The organism is Phreatobacter sp. AB_2022a (genome assembly GCF_026847585.1).
GTDB lineage: Bacteria > Pseudomonadota > Alphaproteobacteria > Rhizobiales > Phreatobacteraceae > Phreatobacter.
In genome coordinates this window covers 1-21,826 of sequence record NZ_JAPSET010000003.1, presented here as the reverse complement: position 1 = coordinate 21,826, position 21,826 = coordinate 1, and the positions used below count along the sequence as shown (strand labels likewise).

The following is a 21,826-nucleotide window of genomic DNA, read 5'->3' as shown; positions in this document are numbered from 1 at the left end:
CTTGTCGCGCCCGCCCTTCGGAGGCTCCGCCAAGACCAAGGGGGAAGAAGCATGGCATCGACCATTTCGCGCCGCACCGTCCTGGCGTCGGCGGGCCCGGCCCTGGCCGCCTCGTCGATCGGGCTCGCATGGGGGCAGGGCGCCGCCGCGGGCAGGCCGGTCACGATCGGTCTCATCACCCCGAGCACCGGCACCTTCGCCTTCGCCGGCGAACTGATCGGGCAGGGCGCGGCGCTCGCGGTCGCGGCGCGCGGCGGCCAGATCCTCGGCCAGCCGGTCAGGCTGATCACGCGCGACGACGAGGGCCGGCCGGCGGTCGGCGTCAGGCGCGTGCAGGAGGCGGCCGCCAGCGACGGCATGCGCTTCTTCCTCGGCGCCTATTCGAGCGCCGTCGGGCTTGCCGAATCCGAAGTCGCCCAGCGCGAGAAGCTCCTGCAATACGCCGCCGGCGGCTCGGAGGATTTCACCGGCTCGCGCTGCGGCCGCTACACCTTCCAGTGGTCGGCCCATCCCTACACGGCCGTGCGCGCGACGCTCGAACATGTCCGCAAGGCGTTTCCGGACAAGAAGAAGATCTACAGCCTCAGCGCCGACTACGTCTTCGGCCACGCGCTCCTGAAATATACGCAAGTCGCCGCCGCCGAGCTCGGCTTCGAGCTGGTCGGCAACGACAATCATCCGCTCGGCGAGCGGCAGTTCACCGCCTATCTGACCAAGGTGGTGACCGCGCGCCCGGACATCCTGTTCCTCAACACCGCCGGCGCCGATGCGGTGACCGCCATCCGCCAGTTCTCCAGCTTCGGCGCCGGAAGCATCAGCGTGGTCGGGCCGTGGACCCTCGAGGTCGACCAGCTGCCCGAGCTCGCCCCCGAAATGCGCGCCGGCATGATTCTCGGCCAGAACTACTATCCCGACATCGACACGCCCGCGAACAAGGAGTTCGTCGCGCTCTATCGTGAGCGTCATCGCGGCCTGCCGGGCTATGCTGCGGCCTATGGCTACGACACCGTGCGCTCGCTGCTGCTCGCCATGGATGCGGCCAAGTCGGTGGAGGTCGGCGCCGTCGTGCAGGCGCTCGAAACCATGCGCTGGGACGGCGTGCTCGGGCCCATGTCGGTCGACCCGGCCACCCATCAGACCGTGCGGCCCTATTTCGTCGTGCGCTGCAAGGCGGCGGCCGAGATGAAGGGAGCGGCCGATTTCGCCGAGATCGTCGCGACGAGCACCCAGACGCAGCCGGCCGCGCTCAACGCCTGCAAGGCCATGCCGGCGCTCTGAGCCGGGCCATCCTGCCGCCGCAACGGGACGCACCGATGACCTGGCTCATCCTCGCCCAACTGGTCAACGGCATCGCCATCGGCATGATCTATGCGCTGATGGCGTTCGGCCTGTCGATCATCAAGGGCCTGCTCAACATCCCCAATTTCGCGCATGGCGCCTTCTACGCGCTCGGCGCCTATCTCTGCTATTCGATGATCAAGGCGGGCCTGCCCTTTCCGCTCGCGCTGGTTCTGGCCGGGGCGGGCAGCGCGGCCGTCGGCCTGGTCTTCGACCGGCTCGTGCTCAGGCGGGTGAAGGACGGCGACTACCTGCCGCAACTGATCATCCTGTTCGGCGCCGCCCTGGTCATCGAGCAGTGCCTGCTGATCGGCTGGGGCACGATCGGGCTCAGCGCCGCGCCGCCGCCGCTGCTCTCGGGCGCGGTCGATCTCGGCTTCACCCTGGTGCCGCGCTACATCCTTTTCGCCAGCATCGTCTCCGCGCTCGTCATCTCCTCGGTCTGGCTGCTGATCGAGCGAACCAGGCTGGGTGCGACGATCCGGGCCGGCATCGACAAACCGGACATGGCCCAGGCGCTCGGCATCAATGTCGACCTCCTTTTGGCCTTCGGCATGGCGCTGGGTACCGGGCTTGCCGGCCTTGCCGGCGCCCTGGCCCTGCCGCTGATGGGCGCGACCTCGACGATGGGCGGCGACATGACCGCGCTCGCCTTCGTCGTGCTGGTGATCGGCGGGCTCGGCTCGCTCTACGGCGCCATCGTCGCAGGCGTCCTTGTCGGCGTCGTGCAGAGCCTGATGACGGTCATCGCGCCCTCCGCCAGCACCGTCGTCATCTATGTCGCGATGATCGCGATCCTTCTCATCCGGCCGCAAGGCCTGTTCGGCGAGCGCTGATCCATGGCCTCAGAGCACGAATCCGCAGCCGTTCTCACCGGCGGCCCCGCCGCGGCGACGAGCGGCGCGCGGCACGCCACCGGCATCGCCAAGAGCCTGGCACTGGTTGCCGCCGTCGCGCTGCTGCCCTTCGCAATCCCGGTGAACATCGCGACCGAGATCGTCATCTTCGGCCTGTTCGCCATGTCGACCAACCTGCTGATCGGCACCGCCGGGCTCTATTCCTTCGGCCAGGCCGCCTTTTTCGGCGTGGGCGGCTATGCCGCCGGCTACCTTGCCGTGCACGGGCTCGCGCCGCTGCCGGTCGTGCTCCTGGCCGCGGCGCTCGCCGCCGGCCTGCTGGCGCTCGTCATCGGTGGCTTCAGCATCCGCCGTACCGGCATCTATTTCATGATGCTGACCTTCGCCTTCAATCAGCTCGTCTACTACATCGCCTATTCCTGGCATTCGGTGACGGGCGGCGAGGACGGCCTCGCCGGCATCAAGCGCCTGCCGCTCGATCTGCCCCTCGTCGGGCGGCTCGGTTTCGACAACCACCTGGCCTTCTACGCGCTGGCGGCCGCGATCTTCCTGGCCGGCATGGCCGCGCTGCGCCGCATCGTCGACAGCCCGTTCGGCATGGTGCTGGCGGCCGCCCGGCTGAACCCGCGCCGCACCGCCTCGCTCGGCTATCCCGTGCATCAGGCCCAGCTCCTGGCCTTCGTTCTGGCCGGGGCGATCGCCGGCATCGCCGGCGCGCTGTTCGGCATGCTCTACCGGATCATGCCGATCGATTCCGTCCACTGGGTCTCGTCAGCCTATGTCGTCTTCATGGTGCTGATCGGCGGCACCCGCTCGATGCTGGGCCCGGTCATCGGTGCGGCGATCTTCATCTGGCTGCAGGGCCTCTTCAGCCTCGTCTGGGCGCGCTGGCCGCTGCTGCTCGGCCTGTTCGTCATCGTCGTCATGCTGTTCCTGCCGGGCGGCGTGCTCGATCTCGCCGGGCGGGCGCGGCAGGCGGCCCGACGCGTGTGGAGCCGGCCATGACGCTCGGGGCAAGCATCACATCTCCGGCGAGCCGGGTGGTTCTGGCCGGCGAAAGCCTCGCCAAGAGCTTCGGCGGCAATGTCGCGGTGAACAACGTCTCCGTGGCCTTCGCCGCGGGGCGCCTGCACAGCATTCTCGGGCCGAACGGGGCGGGCAAGACCACGCTCTTCAACCTGCTCACCAAGGACCTCAGCCCGGATGCCGGCGTCGTCCGGCTGGAGGGCGCCGACGTCACCCGGCTCGCGCCGCATCAGATCGCGCGCCGGGGCCTGTCGCGCTCCTATCAGATCTCGAGCGTCTATCTCGACATGACCGCGCGGGAGAATGTCTGGGTCGCGTCCTACCGGGCGCTCGCCGGCGGCGCCTTCGTGTTCTGGCGCCGCGCCGGTCGCGATGCCGCCGTGCGGGCCCATGCCGAGACCTACCTCGCCCGGCTCGGGCTGATGCACTTCGCCGATGTGCCGACCAGGGAGCTCTCCTATGGCGACCAGCGGCTTCTGGAGATTGCCGTGACGCTCGCCTCCGAGCCGCGGATCATCCTGCTCGACGAGCCGACCGCCGGCCTGTCGCGCCAGGAGACGGAGAAGGTGAAGCGGGTGATCGCGGCGCTCAAGGGCGAGTTCACCATCGTCATGATCGAGCACAATATGGGCGTGGTCATGGAGATCTCCGACGAGATCTCGGTGATGAACCGCGGCGCGGTGATCGCGCATGGTTCCCCCCGTGACATCCAGGGCAACAGGACCGTGCAGGAGGCCTATTTTGGAGGCTGAACCCCGACTGCTCGACCTTGCCGGCGTCGACGCCTTCTACGGCCGCAGCCAGGCCTTGTTCGGCGTCAGCTTTTCCGTCGGCGCGAGCGAGGTCGTCGCCGTCCTCGGCCGCAACGGCGCGGGCAAGACCACGACGCTCAGGACCATCATGGGTTTCAACGCGCCCGGCCAGGGCACGGTCCGTTTCGCCGGCCGGCTGATCAGCGGTGAGAAGCCGCACCGGATCGCCCGGCAGGGCATCAGCTATGTGCCGGAAACCCGCGATGCCTTTTCGCTCCTGACGGTGGAAGAGAACATCATGCTGGGCTACCGGGCCGGTTCCCCGTTCACGCTGGAACGTTTTCTCGGCTGGTTCCCCGAACTCAGCGGCCTGACCCGGCGGCGCGGCGCGCAGCTTTCCGGCGGCCAGCAGCAGATGATGGTGATCGGCCGCGGCCTCGCTCCAGGGCCACGGCTGCTTCTGCTCGACGAACCCTCGCAGGGGCTCGCCCCGGTCGTGGTCAAGTCGGTGGCGCGGGTCCTGACGGAGCTGCGCGGCGAAAAGCTCTCCATCGTCCTGGTCGAGCAGAACCTCGCCTTCGCGCTCGCCATCGCCGACCGGATCATCGTCCTGGAGAACGGCGCGGTGGTCGACAGCCTGACCGCCGAGGAAGGGCGCCGGGACGCCGCCCGCATCGAACGCTATCTCGCCGTCCACTAGGCGCAGTCAACCCGGTGCTCGGCGCCAGGCGTCCGGGCCCGACATGATGGATCCCCCCCATGCTGCCCCCCATTATCGGCTATTGCGACCCGCTGCGCGGGCGCCCCGGCGACACGATCGCCTTCCACGTCAGCTCCGCCGACGACCGCCCGTTCGACGCCCGCCTGGTCCGGATCATCTGCGGCGATCCCAATCCCGCGGGGCCCGGCCTCAGGATCGATCCCGTTCCCAGCGCCATCGACGGACGCCATGCCGGCAAGGCCCAGCCCGTGCCGATCGGCTCCTGCGCCCTGGCGCCCCTGCCGGCGCTCGCCGATGACGCCATGGCGCTCGTGCTCAATGTCCGGCCGACCCGTCTCGACGCCGACTGGCGGAGCATCGTGGCGCTGCAGGACGATGCCGGCGACAGCGCCTTCGCGCTCGGGCTCGAAGGCGGCCGCCTGGTGCTCGCCACCCGCCGACAGGGGCTGGAGAGCCGCGTCGACACCGGGCTCGACATCGACATCGGCGCCTGGCAGGCGGTCGGGCTGGGTTTTGCGCCCGGACGCTCCGCCGTCATAATGGAAGTCGCCCGCCTCGATCCGCGGCGCGGCATGGGGCCGGTCCGGCGGCAGCTGCTGGAGCTGTCGGACGCGGTCGCCGGCCGCGGCTGGACGCAGGCCGTTTTCGCGGCGATCTGGACCGGCCGCCCGACGGCGAGCTTCAACGGCCAGATCGAGGCGCCGGCGCTCTGCCGCGGCGGCGAGCCGAGGCTCGCCGAATCCGGCGGCGCGCTCGGCGTGCGCGGTCGGGATGTCCTGGCGCAATGGGATTTTTCCGCCGCGATCGACCGGCAGACCTTTCCCGAACGGGCGGGCCAGCGCGACGGCGTTCTGATCAACGTGCCGACCCGTGCGGTACGCGGCTCGAACTGGGACGGCACCGAGTTCTGCTGGCGCCACGCGCCGGAGCACTACGGTGCGATCCACTTTCACGACGACGACCTCGCTGACTGCCGATGGGAGCCGGGCCTCAGCTTCACCATTCCTCCCGACCTCGAAAGCGGCATCTATGCGGTCGAGGTCGAGAACGACCGGGGCAAGGATACGATCCCGTTCTTCGTCCTGCCGCCGCGCGGGGGGCGCAGGAAGCCGATCGCGGTGCTGGTCTCGACCTTCACCTATCTGGCCTATGCCAATCATGCGCGCGGCAATTTCAGGGGCGGCCTGAAGGAGCGGGCGGCTGCCTGGGGGGCCTATCCCTGGAACCCCGACGAGGTCGGCGACTTCGCGCTCTCCACCTACAATTATCATTCCGACGGGTCTGGCATCTCGCTGTCGTCGCGGCTTCGCCCGATCCTGACCATGCGGCCCGGCTATCTCACCTTCGAGGACCAGCGGGGCTCGGGGCTCCGGCATTTTCCCGCCGACACCCATCTCGTCGCCTGGCTGCACCGGCAGGGCTACGAATTCGATCTCGTCACGGACGAGGACCTCGACGACGAGGGCGTCGCGGCGATCTCGGACTACAGGATCGTCGTCACCGGCAGCCACCCGGAATATCACACGGCGCGGTCGCTCAACGCCCTGCAGGATTATCGCGAGGCCGGCGGGCACTTCGTCTATCTCGGCGGCAACGGCTTCTACTGGCGGATCGGACGGCGCGGCGACCTGCCTCATGTGATCGAGATCCGGCGGGCGGAGAGCGGCATCCGCGCCTGGGCCTGCCGGGTCGGCGAATATTACCAGCAGCTCGACGGCGCCTATGGCGGGCTCTGGCGGCGCAACGACCGGGCGCCGCAGATGCTCGCCGGCATCGGCTTCGCCATTCAGGGCCTGTACGAAGGCTCGTTCTATCGGCGCACCCCGGACTCCCGGCACGCCGATTTCGCCTGGCTGTTCGAGGGCGTCGGCGGCGAGGTCATCGGCGACTACGGCCTGTTCGGCGGCGGCGCCGCCGGCTTCGAGCTCGACCAGGTCGCCGAGATGCTCGGCACGCCGCCGGGGACGGTGGTCGTGGCGCGGTCGGAAGCCCACGGCCCGAGCTTCCAGCTCGCGCCGGAGGAGATCCTGACGCATACGCTGGCACTCACCGCCAGCCCGCGCGTCGAGGCGCATATGGTGGTGGGCATGCCGCCCGGCGAAGGCGCCTTCTTCGCCTCGGGATCGATCACCTTCATCGGCAGCCTCTGCCACAACGGCGACGACAACGACGTCTCGCGCATTCTCGACAACGTACTCAGGCGGTTCCTGGCGCTGCCGGCCGGGTGACGGGCGGCGGGCCGCACAGCGCGCGGCCTGGCCGTCTTGGCGATCAGGCGAAGCGTGCTCAGCGCGGCAAGGCGCCGCCGAAGCGCCGGATCATCCAATCGAAGAAGGTCTCGTGCCAGAGCGTGGGCGCGCCGAGCTGGCAGTGTTCCGCGCCACCCGACGGCCGGTCGAACATCACGGTTTCGACCGAACGTGCGGCGACGCAGGCGGCTTCGAACGCCTTGGCCTGTTCGAGCGGCACGAAATGGTCGGCTTCGCCCGCGAGGATGAGAACGTCCGCCGCGATGCGATGGGCGACCGCCTCCAGCCGATAAGGCGCGAAACCGGCAATCATGCCGTCGACCGATGTGACGCCAAGCGTCCAGCGAGCGTTGTCGATCGCCCAGACGACGCCTGGGATCTGGCGTGTTGCGGGGTCGGCATCGAGCGCGGCAAACCTTCCGGCCACCGAGGCCACGTCATAGAAGACATCGTAGGCGACGACGCCATCGATCCGCCTGTCGAATGCCGCAGCCCGGGGCGCGAGATAGCCGCCCATGCTCATGCCGACGAGAACGATCGCGGCCGGCGCGGGATGCCGCGACAGAAAGGCGTCGAGCACGGCCGCGTTCGGTCTCTCCCATTCATGGGTGAACGTCAGTCCATGACGGCGCAGCGCCGCGCCCTGGCCGGGTCCTTCATAGGTGAGAACGCCGTAGCCGCGTCGATGGGCGGCCTCGACCAGGACGAAATAGAGCTCCTCGAGCGTCGAATCGTAGCCGCCGACCATGACGACCAGCGGCTTGGCATGCGATCCGGCAGGACCGGGATAATGGATCGCACGCAGGCTGCCGCCTTCGTAGGGAACTTCGAAACGCGTGTGAGCGATGCCGAGTGCCCGTAGTCCCTGATCGAAGGCCTCTATTTGTGCGGCCCAGGCGTTGGGCCTGCGCTCGTCCTCCGGCTTCAGAAGAAACTCGGCAGTTCGCCAGTAGGTATGCGCTCGCAGATAGGCAAGACCGCGGCTGACGGGATCGAGACAGGCGTCGACACGCGCTGAATTGCGACGGGCGGTTGCCGCCCAGGCGTCGTGCCAACCGATCGGATCGCCCTCGCGAATCCGGCCGATCGCCTCGAGAGTTTCGGCAACGTCGGCCCCGCCGGACGGGACATCCGAAAGCACGCGTAGTGCCTGGAAGTGGTAGGTCTGGTCTTTGAAAAACCGGTGCGCATCGCCGCCCGCCGGGTTCTGTACTATCGATCCCATCTGCCTCTGTCCTCTGCAAGGCCCCTCGGAGCTCGAGCGGATCATGGCGCGGGAGCGCGGCCGGCGCTTGCCTTCGCATGTCGATCATTTAACGTCATGCGCCAATGCGATTAGCCTCTTCCCCATGGCGGACTGGCGCAAGCGTTTCCGGAGACCTGATCCAGGCCGTGGTGGCCGCGGCGGTGGCCGCTGGGGTTGCGCGGGATGACGTGGCTGTCGTTCCGCGCGGCCGGCTGATCGCGGGGCCCCCGACGGCGAAAGGCCGGACGTCGCGGTTGCCCGAGCACGCGCTTATGTCGGTCTGGGATGCCGTTCTGAAACGCGCGAACGGCGATCACGGCGTTGGCGCATTGCTGGCGCTGCATGCGGACATCGGAGGTTTCGGGGTGCTTGGCGAAGCGCTGCGTCACGCCCCGACGCTGCTCGACGCCTTTGACCATGTCGCGCGCTACGCACGTCTCAGTCATCAGGGCGTGTCGATCACCGTCGACATGACCGGTTCCGATGTCGCCGTCGGTTATGCCCTGGCCGGTGCGGCGGCCGGCGCGGCACAGGGCGCGCGAGCGTCGGGTCTGCTTTGGGCGATGGGCAATCTGGCGCTCATACCGGCGCGAGCCTTCGGTACAAATCTCAGGCCGAAACGGGCCAGTTTTGCCTGCCCCGCGCCATTGGACATCGATCCTGCCCGAGCCGTGTTCGGCGCGGCCGTTTCGTTCGACGCGCCGGCCTCTCAGATCATCTTCGACCGCAACCGGGTGGACGAGGTACGACGCCCGGCGAGCACGCATGTGCTCGACTATCTCGATGCGCTGGCGGACCAGGACCTTGCCGCTCTCCCGGCCGTGGACGACATCATCGCCAGGGTCGCGGCCGAGTTGCGAACAGGGCTGATCCGTCGCGGCGTGCCGACAGTACGGATCGTCGCGCAGACGCTTGGCATGTCGGCCCGTACGCTCCAGCGCCGCATCGCGGCAGCGAATACGACCTTCGAGAGCATTCTCGATACGGAGCGGAAAGCCCGGGCGAAAGAACTCATTCTGCAAGGCGGGCGAACGATGGGCGAGATCGCCGACATGCTCGGCTACAGCGAACAGGCGTCGTTCAGCCGGGCAGCGCAGCGTTGGTTCGCGGTGGCACCGAGCAGAATGGCGCAGGCTTCGACGTCATGACGCGCGTCGCGCCGCCCCGGCACCTGCCGGCGACGCTTGACCCACGCCTCACGCCGCCTGGCCGACCGCCCAGCGCGCGCCGTCCGCGTCCTGGCCGATCAGGGCAAGGCCGGAGGCGATCGATTCGAACTGGTCGGTATTGGTCAGCTTGGCGGCGCCGAAGCGCTCGACAAAAAGGTTGCGGATCGCCGGCACGAAGGAGGTGCCGCCGGTGAGGAACACCCTTTCGATGCCGGCTTCTCCGACGCCCGCTTTCGCCAGCACCTCGTCGACGGTCGCGGCGATCCGCGCGACATCGGGCGCGATCCAGGCTTCGAAGTCGCGGCGGGTGATGGTAGCCTCGATCTCGACGCCTTCCTCGGCGAAACGGAAGGCCGCGTTCTCTTCGCTCGACAACGTCACCTTGGCGGCCGAGACCGCGCGATAGAGCGCCAGACCGAGATCGTAGTCGACGATGTCGATGAAGGCTTCCAGCGCCTCGCGGTCGAGCGCCACCTTGGCAAGATCCCTCAGCCCGGCCAGATCGCCGTTCGACTTCATCATGGCGAGCTGATGCCAGCGGGCGAGGTTCGCGTAATAATGGTTCGGCACGGTCAGCAGCTTGTCCAGCGAGCGATAGCTCGAGCCCTTGCCGAGCCGCGGCGAGACGACCCGGTCGACGATGCGGTAGTCGAACGTGTCGCCGGCGATGCCGACGCCGGCATGGCCGAGCGGCTCGGCCTTCAGCATGCCGCCGGAGCGCTCGAAGCGCATGACCGAGAAGTCGCTGGTGCCGCCGCCGAAATCGGCGACCAGCACGGTCGCGTCATGGTCGAGCCGGCGCGCATAGAAGAAGGCCGCGCCCACCGGCTCGTAGACATAGGCCGTGCTGGCGGCGCCGAGGCGGCCGAAGGCATGGCCGTAGCGCTCCATGGCGAGCGCTTCGTTGGGATGGCTGCCGGCAAAGGTCACCGGCCGGCCGACGATCAGCCGCGCGCCGGAAAAGTCGAAGGCGCCTTCGCCATGGCGCACCACCGTGTTGAGGAAGGTGAAGAGCAGGTCCTCGAACCGGTAGCGCTGCCGGAAGATGCGCGTTTCCTGGAAGCTCGAACTGGCGGCGAAGGTCTTGAACGACTGGATGAAGCGATGGGCGGTGCCACCGGCCATGAGCTGGTCCATCGCCCAGGGACCGCCCTCCACCTTGACGCCGAGCGAGCCTGCGCCGCGCCGCTCCTCCCAGAAGCAGAGCGCCGTGACGAAGGCGCTGAGGCGGGCTCCGCCATGGGCGAAGCGGATCACCTCGGCGCGGCCGTCGGGGGTTGCGAGCGCCACCACCGTATTGCTGGTGCCGAAATCGACGCCGATCGAAATGTTGCCGACCGAAATGTTGCTGACCGAAATGTCTTGGCCGCGGGCAGACATGGGCAGGGATGTCCTGGCTGGGAAGGCTCTGGGGCGAAGAGCGGCCGGCTGCATTAGCCGAACTCGGGCACGGAAGCCAGTGCCGCGGTGTTTTTTGGCGAGCAAGCCGTCGGTCGGGGGACGGGCGGGGCGAGGTTGGAAATAGGCGCAATGCATTCCTGGCGTCGCAGGCCGCGGCCGGCCGCCTTAAGAGGGGAGGCAGCCATATTGATGCTGTCGAGGGAAGGGTCGGTCGATGAAATCCTGTTCCGTGCTGGTCGCCTGCAAGCTGCCCGACGAGGTGGAGCAGGATATCGCCGCCCATCTCGACGCGGATTTCATGGCCGACGCCCGCTCCCGCCCGCTGCCGGAACTGGTGGCGCGGCTCGACGGGCGCGATGCGCTGATCCTGCTCGCCATGACGCCGGTCGATGCCGATTTCATTGCGGCGCTGCCGGCCTCCGTCAAGACCATCGCGACCTATTCGGTCGGCCTCGACCATATCGACCTTGCCGCCGCCCGCGCGCGCGGCCTCGCCGTGCTGCATACGCCCGACGTGCTGACCGACGCGGTCGCCGAGACGGCCCTGCTGCTGCTGCTCGGCGCCGCGCGCCGGGCGACCGAAAGCATCGATCTCATCCGGTCCGGTGCCTGGCAGGGCTGGTCGCCGACGCAGCTCGTCGGGGTCGAGCTGACCGGCAAGACGCTCGGCATTCTCGGCATGGGCCGCATCGGCCAGGGCATTGCCGAGCGCGCCCGGGCCTTCGGCATGCAGATCACCTATCACAACCGCAAGCCCCTGGCGCCGGAGCTTGCCAAGGGCGCGGTGCATCAGGCCGACGCGATGGCCTTTCTCGGCGCCATCGACGCGCTTGCCATCGCCTGCCCCCTGACCGAGGAGACGCGCGGCTTCCTGAATGCCGAGCGCATCGCCGCCATGCGGCCGGGTGCCCTCGTGGTCAACATTGCCAGGGGACCGGTGGTCGATGACGACGCGCTGATCGCCGCCCTCGAGAGCGGTCACGTCCGCGCCGCCGGCCTCGACGTCTTCACCAATGAGCCGAAGCTCGACCCGCGCTATCTCGACCTGCCCAATGCCTTCCTCCTGCCCCATATCGGCTCGTCGACCGTCGAGAGCCGGCGCGCCATGGGGCGCACGCTGATCGACGGGCTCACAGCGCTTGCAGACGGCCGCGACCCGCCCAACCGCGTGGCCTGACGAGAGGTCCGGATCATGCCGATGTCGATCGCGGCGGCGCCCGATCGGGCCCGGCGCCTGTCGGCCCTGGCGGCGCGTCTCGCCGATGCCGGTGTCCACGTGCCCGGGCGGCGCGCGAGGCTCGACACGATCGAGATCGCACCGTCCGTCGCAGCTGCCCCGCAGCCCTATCTCGGGAGCTGGCCGTCGCGCTCACGATCAGTGGCAGGAATTTGATTGCGATGTAAAATCAAATACTTGGATGCACTGTGCAGGACGCGGCCGGCCGAGTCTGCCGCTATGTGGGCGTGGCGCCATGTGCGGGCCGAGGCCGCTATGACAGTCCTTCACGCCCAACATAACAAAGAATCATACCAAACTGGCTGACGGCCGTAGTGCTTTGATCTCTAATCACCCTTCCGGCTGGCGGTTCCCCCTTGCCGCGTGGAGGCGCGGCAACTTCCGGTCGTTGGTGAGAATTGGGAGCAAACGATGTCCGAATCAGAGATGTCAGGGATGAGCAGGCGCAACCTGCTGAACCTGATCGGGGCGGCCGCGGGCGGCGCCGCCATGTACCAGGCGATGACCACACTCGGGCATGCGGGTGAATCGACCTATACCGGGCCGATCAAGCTCGACGGCAATGTGCGCGGCGCTTCCGTGCTCATCCTCGGCGCGGGCCTTGCCGGGCTGGTGGCGGCCTACGAGCTGCGCAAGGCCGGCTACAAGGTGCAGGTGCTCGAATATCACGACCGCGTCGGCGGGCGGAACTGGACGCTGCGCGGCGGCGACAAGTTCACCGAGCTCGGCGGCATCGAGCAGAAATGCGAGTTCGAGCGCGGCAACTACATCAATCCCGGCCCCTGGCGCATTCCCTACAACCACCATGCGATCCTCGACTACTGCAAGCGGCTCGGCGTGCAGATGGAGTCGTTCACGCAGGTCAACTACAACGCCTACATGCACAACAAGGACGCGTTCGGCGGCAAGCCGCAGCGTTTCCGCCACATCTTCTCGGACTTCCAGGGCGGCGTCACCGAACTGCTCGCCAAGGCGGTCAACCAGGACAAGCTGGACGACCCGGTGACCAAGGAGGACAAGGAGGTCCTGCTTGCGGCGTTGCGTCAGTGGGGCGCGCTCGACGCCAACTACCGCTATGTCAAGAACGACCTGACCAGCGACCGGCGCGGCTATGACCGCGATCCCGGTGGCGGTCTCTCGGGCGAGCCGATCCCGTCCGATCCGATCAGCTTCAAGGACGTCGTGACCTCACGGCTGTGGAACCGCATGCAGACCGGCGGCGTCTACGAGTTCCAGTCGGCGATCTTCCAGCCGGTCGGCGGCATGGACCAGATCAGCAAGGCCTTCCAGCGCGAGGTCGGCCGCCTGATCAAGCTGAACGCCAAGGTCACCACGATCAAGCAGGACAATCGCGGCGTCACCGTCACCTATGTCGACGCCAAGAAGGGGGGCCGGCCGCAGACCGCGACCGCCGACTATTGCCTGTGCACCATTCCCCTGTCGGTGCTCTCCCAGATCGACATCAATGTCGGCTCGGCCATGAAGGCGGCGATCGATGCTCCGCCCTATGCCGCCTCGTTCAAGATCGGCCTCGAGTTCAAGCGCCGGTTCTGGGAGGAGGACGAGCAGATCTATGGCGGCATCAGCTATACCAATCTGCCGATCGCCATGATCCAGTATCCGTCGACGAACTTCTTCCGGACCGGCAAGGGCGTGCTGCTCGGCGGCTATGCCTTCGGTGCCAACTCCTACGAGTGGACGGCGCTGCCGCCGGCCGAACGCCTGAAGAAGGCCCTCGAATACGGCGCGCAGATCCATCCGCAATATCAGAGGGAATTCCTGAACGGCATATCGGTCGGCTGGCATCGCGAGCCGGGGACGCTCGGCTGCTACGCCTTGTGGACCGACGCGACGCGCAAGCAGCACTACAACAACCTGTGCGCGCTCGACGGGCGGATCATGCTGGCCGGCGAGCACGCCTCCTATCTGCCCGCCTGGCAGGAGGGGTCGATCCTCTCGGCCCTCGATGCCATCACCCGCCTGCACAAGCGCGTCGTCGCCGGCTGAGCTCAGCCGTCATTGTCATGTGATAAGAGGGTTTCACCATGATCCCGTCAGTGAAGACGTCGCTGATTTCAGGCCTCGCCGTGGTTCTGCTCGCCGCCGGCGGCCAGGTCGCGCTGTCGCAGTCCACCGTTCCTTCGCAAACGCCGCCCCATCCGCGGGCGCCGGCCCAGACGCAGCCCGCCGCCGATCCGCAATCGGCGGCGCTGTTCGCCAGCCCGGCCCGGTTCACCTATCAGGACGGCGCGGACATCTACCGTTACGTCTGCGCCGGCTGCCACATGCCGGGCGGCCGCGGCGCGGTCGGCGCGGGCGCCTATCCCGCGCTCGCCAACAATGCCAAGCTCGAAGCCTCGGGCTATCCGGTCTACCTGGTGGTCAACGGGCAGAAGGCCATGCCGGCTTTCGGCAGCCAGCTGAACGATGCCCAGGTGGCCGCGGTGGTCAACTATATCAGGAGCAATTTCGGCAACAGCTACACCGACCAGGTGACCGCCGAGGACGTCAAGGCGGCGCGCCAGTAGCCGCCGCAAACTGAACAAATTCACCGGGTGAAGAGGCTTCGCCCGGTTTTTTCGCACGTCACCGCGGGCCTATGCCGGCAACGGCCATGGCCCGTTCTTTTCATGAAAGGGAGTTGTCCATGTCCGCCAAAACCAGCCTCGCCCTGGCGCTTGCCGCCGGCCTCTTCGCCGCCGGCGCCGCCTCGGCCCAGGAGGTCATCCGCCACCGCACGCCCGGCTCGAACTTTCCGATCGCCGCCGCTGTCGAAGTGCCGGCCGGCCGGACCACGGTTTATGTCAGCGGCATGGTGCCGCAGGTCACCAACGAGCAGGCGCCGCGCAACAGCGTCGCCGCCTTCGGCGACACCAAGGCGCAGACGGTGAGCGTGCTGCAGGCGATCGAGAAGGCGCTGCAGCGCATGAACCTGCAGATGAAGGACGTCGTGAAGATGCAGGTCTTCCTGGTCGCCGATCCGAACAAGGAAAACCGGATGGACTTCGCCGGCTTCATGGAGGGCTATACCCAGTTCTTCGGCACCGCCCAGCAGCCCAACCTGCCGTCGCGCTCGGTGATGCAGGTGGCCGGCCTCGTCAATCCCGGCTGGCTGGTCGAGATCGAGGTGACGGCCGTCCGTCCGTGATGTCCGACCTTGCGGCTTGTCGAGAGAAGGGGCGGGCGACCGCCCCTTTTTCATGCGGCAATTGAGGCACGCTGCATCGGGCTTTGCCGTGGTTCCAGGCTCGCCTTCGGCCCGCACCTCACCATGTGGCATCGGGGCGTGGTCATGCGCGTCACGCTCACGGCTTCATGCGCAGTCCTGCCGCCGTGCCGCTCGTCCCTCATGGTGTGGTGGCCGCGCGCCCCCCGGCGCGGCTCGAACCGCGGCCGGCCGTGCCGCGAGGCGCCCTTGGGCCTCAGGACGGTCCGATCATCTTTTCCGGCCGGACCAGCGCGTCGAATTCGGCTTCCGTGACATAGCCGCCGCCAACCGCCTCCTCGCGCAGTGTCGTGCCGTTCTTGTGCGCGGTCTTGGCGATCTTCGCGGCCGCATCGTAGCCGATCTTGGGGGCGAGCGCGGTCACCAGCATCAGCGAGCGCTCGACGCCGAGCTTGAGGTTGTCCCGCCGCGGCTCGAGCCCGGTTATGCAGTGGTCGGCGAAGGAGCGCGCCGCATCGCCGAGGATCCTGACCGATTGCAGGAAGGCGTTGGCCATGACCGGGTTGAACACGTTGAGCTCGAAATGGCCCTGCGAGCCGGCAAGGCCGATGGTTGTCTGGTTGCCCATGACCTGGGTCGCCACCATGGTCATCGCCTCGCACTGGGTCGGGTTGACCTTGCCCGGCATGATCGACGAGCCCGGCTCGTTCTCCGGCAGGGCGAGCTCGCCGAGACCCGCGCGCGGACCCGAGCCGAGGAAGCGGATGTCGTTGGCGATCTTGAACAGCGAGCCGGCCACCGTGCTCATCGCGCCGTGGCTGAACACCATGGCGTCATGGGCCGCGAGCGCTTCGAACTTGTTCGGCGCGGTGCGGAAGGCGAGGCCGGTGAGGGCCGCGATCCGTTCCGCCACGCCTTCGGCAAAACCGATCGGCGCATTGAGGCCGGTGCCGACCGCCGTGCCGCCCTGGGCAAGCTCCATCAGCCGCGGCAGCGACTGTTCCAGCCGCTCGATGCCCAGCTCGAGCTGGCGCGCATAGCCGGAGAATTCCTGGCCGAGGGTGAGCGGGGTCGCATCCTGCGTGTGGGTGCGGCCGATCTTCAGGATGTCGGCCCAGGCCTTGGCCTTGGCGTCGAGAGCCTCATGGAGATGTTTCAGCGCGGGGATCAGGGCGCCGGAGATCTCCATGGCGCCGGCGACATGCATGGCCGTCGGATAGGTGTCGTTCGACGACTGGCTCATGTTGACGTGGTCGTTCGGATGGACCGGCTTCTTCGAGCCCATGACGCCGCCGAGCGCCTCGATCGCCCGGTTCGAGATCACCTCGTTGGCGTTCATGTTGGTCTGGGTCCCCGAGCCGGTCTGCCAGACGGACAGCGGGAAATGGTCGTCGAGCCTGCCGGCAATGACCTCGTCGGCGGCCGAGACGATGGCCTTGCCGATCGCGGGGTCGAGGCGGCCGAGCGCCATGTTGGTTTCGGCCGCCGCCCGCTTGATGATGCCGAGCGCCTTGATCACCGGTTTCGGCTGCTTCTCCGTGCCGATGCGGAAGAAGTGCAGCGAGCGCTGCGTCTGCGCGCCCCAATAGCGGTCCGCAGGAACGTCGATCGGACCGAACGTGTCGGTTTCTATGCGGGTCTCGGTCATGGCTGTCTCTTGGGGCCTGGATCTGTTGGGGCCTGGATCTGTCGTCGATCCGCCCGGACGCGGGTGCCGGCCGGGACCGGCCTGTCGCTGCCGTCACGGTCGGTCAACGATACGCCAGCACGTCGGCCGGCACGACGGCTGTTTTCATCCGCGCGCGATCTTGTGAGCGGGCGCACTGCCGGGCTGCGACATTCTGCCTCGGCTGGCCGTATCGCCCAGCGATGACGTCCGGAGGGCGGCGCGGCAACAGGACGGGACGCGCCACGAGCGGCACCGCGTCGAACGTCATACGCCATCTCGAAATGTCCTGATCGTTCGATCGAGCCGGAGGTGTTTTTCTTAACTGTCGGAATTTTCGAGTGAAAATCATTCAAAACTACCGTTCGGCGCTTTTGCTATGCCAGGCATGCGCCAGTTGCGGACTTATTGTTGACTCTAAAAATCAACTTTTATAACCAGCCGGCCGAGTGGTGGGCCTCGCCCGCCAAGCCAGCCAGCCGAACGCCATCCCGCCTCAAGCCAGCCAGCGCATCGACGACGACGCTTGGAAAGGGTTTGGGGGCAATGACACGGCCACATCACGGGACGCTTTGCGCGTCGGTTTCGATGGCTGTCCTGGTTCTGGCGACGGCCGCGGCCATCGCCCAGCCGGCACCTGGCGCGGCGGATGCCGCCGACGACATCACGGTGACGGCGACACGCGAGGAGCGCCAGCGGCTCGACGTTCCCGCCAATGTGACCGTCATTTCGCGCCAGCGCATGGATGACCGCGCCACCCGCGACATCCAGGACCTGGTGCGCTACGAACCCGGCGTCAGCGTCGACCGCGTCACCTCGGGCACCGATCCCTGGCGCAATCTCGGCGGCTTCACCATCCGCGGCGTCACCGGCAACCGGGTCCAGATCCGCGTCGATGGCGCCCGTGTGATCGAGCGCATCACCGACGGCACGCGCGACCTCGTCGACCTGCCCTATATGCGCTCGGTCGAGATCATGCGCGGCCCGGGCTCCGTGCTCTGGGGCGCCGATGCGCTCGGCGGCATCGTCGCCTTCCGTACGATGGATCCCGACGACCTCCTGCGCGGCCGCGAGCGGCCCTGGGCGGCGCGCCTGCAGACCTCGTTCGACAGTCTCGACCGCGGGCTGACCAAGACCGGCATGGCCGCCTTCCAGTTCAGCCCGACCCTGCAGGGCATCTTCGCGGTCAGCCATCGCGGCGCCAACGAGCCGACCCTGTCGACCGCGCGCGCCGACGGCGGCATCTGGGGGTGCCCGGCGACCCGCACGCTGCCCTGCAACGAGCTCGATCCGATGAGCACCGGCACCTGGAATGGTTTCGGCAAGCTGGTCTGGCGTCCGGCCGACAATCACGAGCTCCGGTTGACCGCGGAGATCTTCAACCGCAACGCGACCGTCGAGCAGATCTATGACCGCAGCCAGGTCACCGGCACGGGCGCGGCGCGCGTGCGCAACGGCGACTATGAGCGCAACCAGGTGCTCGAGCGGCGCAACATCGCGCTCGCCCACGACTGGACGCCGCATTGGGGCTGGCTCGACGCGGTGCGCTGGAACGTCTCCTATTCGCCGCAGAGCCGCAGGCTCGACAGCAACCGCATTCTGACCAATCTGGCCACCCGCGCGACCACCCGGACCAACGCCATCCTCGACTACCGGGAGAACTTCCTGCAGGGCGAGGTACAGCTCACCTCCAGGTTCCAGACCGGCCCGGCCCGGCACGTCCTGACCTACGGCTTCCAGGGCGATACCACCAAGACCGAATATTTCCGCCAGGACACGGTGTTCAACGCCGCGACCGGCAATGTCATCTCGGTGACTCGCGGCTCGGGCTTCAACTTCGCCAATGCCAATACGACGCGCGCCGATCTCTACCTGCAGGACGAGATCCAGCTTCTCGGCGGCCGCTGGACGGTCACGCCGGGGTTGCGCTGGGCCAACTATCGCATCAATCCGCGGCCGGACGTGAACTACCGGCCGGTGCCCGGCGCCGAGCCGCGCGACATCACCTCGAGCCGGTTCATCCCGCAGCTCGGCACGGTGTTTCGGCTGACCGACGTCTACTCGGTCTACGGCCGCTACGCCGAAGGCTTCAAGATGCCGACCGCCCAGCAGCTCTACCTGTCGCTGCCGGGCGGTGCCGGCGGTGGCGGCAGCCTCATCCCCAACGCCAACCTCCGGCCGGAATCGGCGCGATCCTACGAGGCAGGCTTCCGCGGGCGGTTCGAGCGCGGCTGGTTTTCGGTCGGCGTCTTCTACACGACCTACAAGGATTTCATCCTCGGTTTCCAGCCGCCTTTCCCAGGCTCGATCGACCTGACCAATGTCAACGTGTCGAGCGTGACCATCTATGGCGTCGAGGCTTCGGCCGAGTACCGGCTGACCGACGATCTCGTGGTCAATGGCGGCCTGTCCTACCAGTTTGGTGAGCAGCGCCAGACGCCGACGTCGCCGAAGACCGCCTTCGACGCGATCATTCCGTTCAACGCGACCCTCGGGCTGCGCTGGTACAAGCGCGACTGGAACATCGACGGCGAGGTCGTCGCCAATTTCGGCGCGCCGCTCACCCGCACCAGCACGCCGAGCATCTATCGCCCGGGCGGATATGTGGTGCTCGACAGTTTCATCAACTGGCGCCCGACGCCCAACCTGACCTTCCGGGCCGGCGTCCAGAACATCTTCGACACCCGCTACTTCCAGAACCTCTACGGCGCCTACACGGCGGTACCGGCCTCCGCGGCGGTCGCCCAGACCAATCCCCTGGAGCTGCAGGTCGCGCCGGGCCGGACCTTCAAGTTCTCTGCGACCGCCGACTTCTGACCTCCGATCGGCGGCGGCGCGCCTGAGCCACGCGCCACGCAAACTGGGGGGCCTTCTCCGATGGGAGGCCCCCCTCTTTCTCAATCCGTTCAGCGAGCGAGCCATGACCCCTGTGAAACACGCCCGTGAAATCCTGCCCGGCAGCGTCGCCGCGGCGGTGGCGACCGTAACGGCCATGGGCCGCGTGATGCTGTCGGCTTCAGCCGGCGGCGTCATCCACGAAAGGATGGGCCCGGTGGGCGCCGTCACCGAGGCGGACGGGCGCCTCGTCCTGTCCGGCGCGATGCACGACGCGGTCGTTGACCTTGGCGTCATCGTGCGTGTCGTCGCCGACCGGACCGGTCGCATGAAGGACCGGGTCCTGCCGCGACTCGAGCTCCAGGACGGCGAAGGCGCCACCGCCTTCAGTCTGATCGGCCTCGACGGCCTCGAGCCGTTCGATGCGGCACTCGACCGGCTCGGGCCCGGAGAGGCGCTGCCGGCGAAGCCGCCGCGGCAGACACCGCCCGCCGCTGCGGCCGAGCCCTTGCCGGAAGGCGTCGACGCCGGGGCGCGGCTCCTGGCGAGCGTCACGGCGGCCGGACAGCCGGTCAGCGTGCGCTTTCGCTGCCACGGCCTCGAACAGGGCTGGACTGGAATCATCGGCGAGGTGAAGCCGGCCATGGGCTTCCTCAACGTCCTGCTGCCCGATTTCCATCTGCACCTGAAGGAGGACGCGGTCGCAGGCTGGCGCCGCGACGAGGCCGGGGACGTCGTCGCCCTGAGCGCGGAGGCGGCCGGCGGCGGCGGCCTCGGGCTCGTCTTCAGCGGGCCGGCTGCGGCCTTTGCCGAAGCCTGACGATCGTCGCCGATACGCGGGGCCGTCACATGCGGACAAGCCTGCCTCAGATCTGGCGCCTCGCCCTCGTCTGCGCCCTGCGGCCGGGCGGGCGTGCGGGCATCGTCCAGTTCGCCTGCCTGCTCGCCCTCGGGCTGATCGAGATCCATCTGGCGGTGCGACTGATCCGCTGGACCGCGGATTTCTACAACGCCCTGCAGAAGCTCCATGTCGAGGCGGCGCTGCAGCAGACCGGCATCTTCTTTGTCCTGGTCGGGCTCTTCGCCGTGACCGATCTCGCCGCCGCTTACATCCGGCGCATGCTGCAGATCCGCTGGCGCTCCGTGCTGACGGCGGCGATGCTCGATCTCTGGCTCGCCGATCGCGCCTTCTGGCATCTGCGCGACCATGACCGCGCGGGCCTCGACAATCCCGACCAGCGCATTGCCGAGGACTGCCGCATTTTCGTCCACCATTTCACGACGGAGGCGGCCGAACTGATCGTCAAGATCGTCGCGCTCGTCTCCTATGCGGCGATCCTCTGGGAGCTCTCGACCTATTCGCTCGCCTTCTCCCTGTTCGGCTTCGACCTCGCGATCCCGCGCTATCTCGTCTGGGCGGCACCGATCTATGTCGCGTTGGCGAGCGGCCTGACCCACTGGCTCGGCGCCCCGCTCGTGCCGCTCAAGGTGGCCGAGCAGAAGGCCGAGGCGGATTTCCGCTTTGCCCTCGCGCGATTCCGCGAGAGCGGCGAGGCGGTGGCGCTCGCCCGCGGCGAAACGGCCGAGCGGCGGCTGTTCGACGCGCGCTTCCGCGCGGTCGCGGGCATCTGGCGCGATATCGCCCGGCGCGAATTCGTCATGGGCCTGTTCGGCCGGCCCTATTTCCGCACGGTCCTGCGCATTCCCCTGTTCCTGGCCCTGCCGGCCTATCTCGCCGGCAAGGTCACTTTCGGCGGGCTGATGCAACTGGCGAGCGCGCTCCAGAACGTCGTCACCACGCTGTCCTGGTTCATCTTCTCCTATCGAGACCTGGCCGAACTCGCCTCCGCCGCGGCGCGCCTCGACCGGTTCGCCGCGACCGTCCGCGCGGCCGGGGCGGCGCCGTCGGGCATTGCCGTGCAGGCGTCGCCGGACGGCGGCCTCCGCCTCACCGGCCTGCGGCTCGCGGCGGCGGACGGCCGGGCGATCGCAGCGCCCGGCGACATTGTCCTCGCCCGCGGCACGACGGTCTGGATCAAGGCGCCCTCGGGTTTCGGCAAGTCGACGCTGCTGCGCGCGCTCGCCGGGCTCTGGCGCCATGGCGGCGGCCGGATCGAGACGCCGGCCGGCGGCATGAGCTTCCTGCCGCAGCAGGCCTACCTG

19 protein-coding genes are annotated in these 21,826 nt (G+C 68.1%); 15 read left to right on the top strand and 4 right to left on the bottom strand.

From position 1 onward, the window contains the following. The first annotated feature begins 51 nt into the window (after window positions 1-51). Genes OZ671_RS02850 through OZ671_RS02825 form a run of 6 tightly spaced genes read left to right on the top strand, consistent with a single transcriptional unit; the run spans window position 52 to window position 6,922 of the window. Complete coding sequence (locus OZ671_RS02850) at window positions 52-1,278, top strand: ABC transporter substrate-binding protein (RefSeq protein WP_268859325.1); 1,227 nt, start codon at window positions 52-54, stop codon at window positions 1,276-1,278. Window positions 1,279-1,313: 35 nt separating this feature from the next. Next, complete coding sequence (locus OZ671_RS02845) at window positions 1,314-2,174, top strand: branched-chain amino acid ABC transporter permease (RefSeq protein ID WP_268859324.1); 861 nt, start codon at window positions 1,314-1,316, stop codon at window positions 2,172-2,174. Between the two features lie 3 nt (window positions 2,175-2,177). After that, window positions 2,178-3,200, top strand: a complete 1,023-nt coding sequence (locus OZ671_RS02840) for a branched-chain amino acid ABC transporter permease (RefSeq protein WP_268859323.1) — start codon at window positions 2,178-2,180, stop codon at window positions 3,198-3,200. Continuing rightward, window positions 3,197-3,973 carry an ABC transporter ATP-binding protein gene (locus OZ671_RS02835; protein WP_268859322.1) on the top strand — a complete coding sequence of 259 codons (777 nt, stop codon included), beginning with the start codon at window positions 3,197-3,199 and terminating at the stop codon, window positions 3,971-3,973. Before OZ671_RS02840 ends, OZ671_RS02835 begins: the two co-directional genes overlap by 4 nt. Further along, window positions 3,963-4,673: an ABC transporter ATP-binding protein gene (locus OZ671_RS02830; protein ID WP_268859321.1), complete on the top strand. Its 711-nt coding sequence runs from the start codon at window positions 3,963-3,965 to the stop codon at window positions 4,671-4,673. The genes OZ671_RS02835 and OZ671_RS02830 overlap by 11 nt, the downstream gene beginning before the upstream one ends. 59 nt (window positions 4,674-4,732) lie before the next feature. Continuing rightward, complete coding sequence (locus OZ671_RS02825) at window positions 4,733-6,922, top strand: N,N-dimethylformamidase beta subunit family domain-containing protein (protein WP_268859320.1); 2,190 nt, start codon at window positions 4,733-4,735, stop codon at window positions 6,920-6,922. Between the two features lie 58 nt (window positions 6,923-6,980). Here the strand turns inward: OZ671_RS02825 and OZ671_RS02820 are convergent, their stop codons facing one another. Next, on the bottom strand, window positions 6,981-8,168 hold the full coding sequence (locus OZ671_RS02820; RefSeq protein WP_268859319.1) for an alpha/beta hydrolase family protein: 1,188 nt from the start codon (window positions 8,166-8,168) through the stop codon (window positions 6,981-6,983). 104 nt (window positions 8,169-8,272) lie between these two features. On the opposite strand from OZ671_RS02820, the gene OZ671_RS02815 reads away from it, so the two are divergent. Next, window positions 8,273-9,337, top strand: a complete 1,065-nt coding sequence (locus OZ671_RS02815; protein WP_268859318.1) for an AraC family transcriptional regulator — start codon at window positions 8,273-8,275, stop codon at window positions 9,335-9,337. A 48-nt stretch (window positions 9,338-9,385) separates the two neighbouring features. On the opposite strand, the gene OZ671_RS02810 is transcribed toward OZ671_RS02815, so the two are convergent. Further along, window positions 9,386-10,738: an Hsp70 family protein gene (locus OZ671_RS02810; protein WP_268859317.1), complete on the bottom strand. Its 1,353-nt coding sequence runs from the start codon at window positions 10,736-10,738 to the stop codon at window positions 9,386-9,388. Between the two features lie 235 nt (window positions 10,739-10,973). On the opposite strand from OZ671_RS02810, the gene OZ671_RS02805 reads away from it, so the two are divergent. The 5 genes from OZ671_RS02805 to OZ671_RS02785 all read left to right on the top strand — a co-directional run bounded on the left by OZ671_RS02805 (window position 10,974) and on the right by OZ671_RS02785 (window position 15,144). Further along, the gene (locus OZ671_RS02805; protein WP_268859316.1) at window positions 10,974-11,936 is read left to right on the top strand and encodes a 2-hydroxyacid dehydrogenase; all 963 of its coding nucleotides are present in this window, start codon (window positions 10,974-10,976) and stop codon (window positions 11,934-11,936) included. A gap of 15 nt (window positions 11,937-11,951) precedes the next feature. Next, window positions 11,952-12,152, top strand: coding sequence for a hypothetical protein (locus tag OZ671_RS02800; RefSeq protein ID WP_268859315.1), 201 nt, complete (start codon window positions 11,952-11,954; stop codon window positions 12,150-12,152). Window positions 12,153-12,431: 279 nt separating this feature from the next. Further along, window positions 12,432-14,003 (top strand): flavin monoamine oxidase family protein, encoded by a 1,572-nt coding sequence (locus OZ671_RS02795; protein ID WP_268859314.1) that lies wholly within the window; start codon window positions 12,432-12,434, stop codon window positions 14,001-14,003. 38 nt (window positions 14,004-14,041) lie between these two features. Then, window positions 14,042-14,524 carry a c-type cytochrome gene (locus OZ671_RS02790; RefSeq protein ID WP_268859313.1) on the top strand — a complete coding sequence of 161 codons (483 nt, stop codon included), beginning with the start codon at window positions 14,042-14,044 and terminating at the stop codon, window positions 14,522-14,524. 119 nt (window positions 14,525-14,643) lie between these two features. Continuing rightward, window positions 14,644-15,144 (top strand): RidA family protein, encoded by a 501-nt coding sequence (locus tag OZ671_RS02785; RefSeq protein ID WP_268859312.1) that lies wholly within the window; start codon window positions 14,644-14,646, stop codon window positions 15,142-15,144. A gap of 274 nt (window positions 15,145-15,418) precedes the next feature. Here the strand turns inward: OZ671_RS02785 and fumC are convergent, their stop codons facing one another. Beyond that, the gene (gene fumC, locus OZ671_RS02780) at window positions 15,419-16,810 is read right to left on the bottom strand and encodes a class II fumarate hydratase (RefSeq protein ID WP_268859311.1); all 1,392 of its coding nucleotides are present in this window, start codon (window positions 16,808-16,810) and stop codon (window positions 15,419-15,421) included. Window positions 16,811-16,913: 103 nt separating this feature from the next. Further along, on the bottom strand, window positions 16,914-17,099 hold the full coding sequence (locus OZ671_RS02775; protein WP_268859310.1) for a hypothetical protein: 186 nt from the start codon (window positions 17,097-17,099) through the stop codon (window positions 16,914-16,916). A 317-nt stretch (window positions 17,100-17,416) separates the two neighbouring features. On the opposite strand from OZ671_RS02775, the gene OZ671_RS02770 reads away from it, so the two are divergent. From OZ671_RS02770 to OZ671_RS02760, 3 genes are all read left to right on the top strand, one after another. Next, window positions 17,417-19,645, top strand: coding sequence for a TonB-dependent hemoglobin/transferrin/lactoferrin family receptor (locus OZ671_RS02770; protein WP_268859309.1), 2,229 nt, complete (start codon window positions 17,417-17,419; stop codon window positions 19,643-19,645). A 103-nt stretch (window positions 19,646-19,748) separates the two neighbouring features. After that, entirely contained in the window at window positions 19,749-20,483 is a 735-nt protein-coding gene (locus tag OZ671_RS02765; protein WP_268859308.1) for a hypothetical protein, read from the top strand. A gap of 29 nt (window positions 20,484-20,512) precedes the next feature. Then, window positions 20,513-21,826 (top strand): ABC transporter ATP-binding protein/permease (locus OZ671_RS02760; protein WP_268859307.1); only part of this gene is annotated, 1,314 nt, incomplete at its 3' end.

Bases quoted from the DNA above. Each gene is read 5' to 3' on its own strand.
- OZ671_RS02850 (WP_268859325.1), top strand. From the start codon at position 52: ATGGCATCGACCATTTCGCGCCGCACCGTCCTGGCGTCGGCGGGCCCG.
- OZ671_RS02845 (WP_268859324.1), top strand. From the start codon at position 1,314: ATGACCTGGCTCATCCTCGCCCAACTGGTCAACGGCATCGCCATCGGC.
- OZ671_RS02840 (WP_268859323.1), top strand. From the start codon at position 2,178: ATGGCCTCAGAGCACGAATCCGCAGCCGTTCTCACCGGCGGCCCCGCC.
- OZ671_RS02835 (WP_268859322.1), top strand. From the start codon at position 3,197: ATGACGCTCGGGGCAAGCATCACATCTCCGGCGAGCCGGGTGGTTCTG.
- OZ671_RS02825 (WP_268859320.1), top strand. From the start codon at position 4,733: ATGCTGCCCCCCATTATCGGCTATTGCGACCCGCTGCGCGGGCGCCCC.
- OZ671_RS02820 (WP_268859319.1), bottom strand. From the start codon at position 8,168: ATGGGATCGATAGTACAGAACCCGGCGGGCGGCGATGCGCACCGGTTT.
- OZ671_RS02815 (WP_268859318.1), top strand. From the start codon at position 8,273: ATGCGATTAGCCTCTTCCCCATGGCGGACTGGCGCAAGCGTTTCCGGA.
- OZ671_RS02810 (WP_268859317.1), bottom strand. From the start codon at position 10,738: ATGTCTGCCCGCGGCCAAGACATTTCGGTCAGCAACATTTCGGTCGGC.
- OZ671_RS02805 (WP_268859316.1), top strand. From the start codon at position 10,974: ATGAAATCCTGTTCCGTGCTGGTCGCCTGCAAGCTGCCCGACGAGGTG.
- OZ671_RS02800 (WP_268859315.1), top strand. From the start codon at position 11,952: ATGCCGATGTCGATCGCGGCGGCGCCCGATCGGGCCCGGCGCCTGTCG.
- OZ671_RS02795 (WP_268859314.1), top strand. From the start codon at position 12,432: ATGAGCAGGCGCAACCTGCTGAACCTGATCGGGGCGGCCGCGGGCGGC.
- OZ671_RS02790 (WP_268859313.1), top strand. From the start codon at position 14,042: ATGATCCCGTCAGTGAAGACGTCGCTGATTTCAGGCCTCGCCGTGGTT.
- OZ671_RS02785 (WP_268859312.1), top strand. From the start codon at position 14,644: ATGTCCGCCAAAACCAGCCTCGCCCTGGCGCTTGCCGCCGGCCTCTTC.
- fumC (WP_268859311.1), bottom strand. From the start codon at position 16,810: ATGACCGAGACCCGCATAGAAACCGACACGTTCGGTCCGATCGACGTT.
- OZ671_RS02775 (WP_268859310.1), bottom strand. From the start codon at position 17,099: ATGACGTTCGACGCGGTGCCGCTCGTGGCGCGTCCCGTCCTGTTGCCG.
- OZ671_RS02770 (WP_268859309.1), top strand. From the start codon at position 17,417: ATGGCTGTCCTGGTTCTGGCGACGGCCGCGGCCATCGCCCAGCCGGCA.
- OZ671_RS02765 (WP_268859308.1), top strand. From the start codon at position 19,749: ATGACCCCTGTGAAACACGCCCGTGAAATCCTGCCCGGCAGCGTCGCC.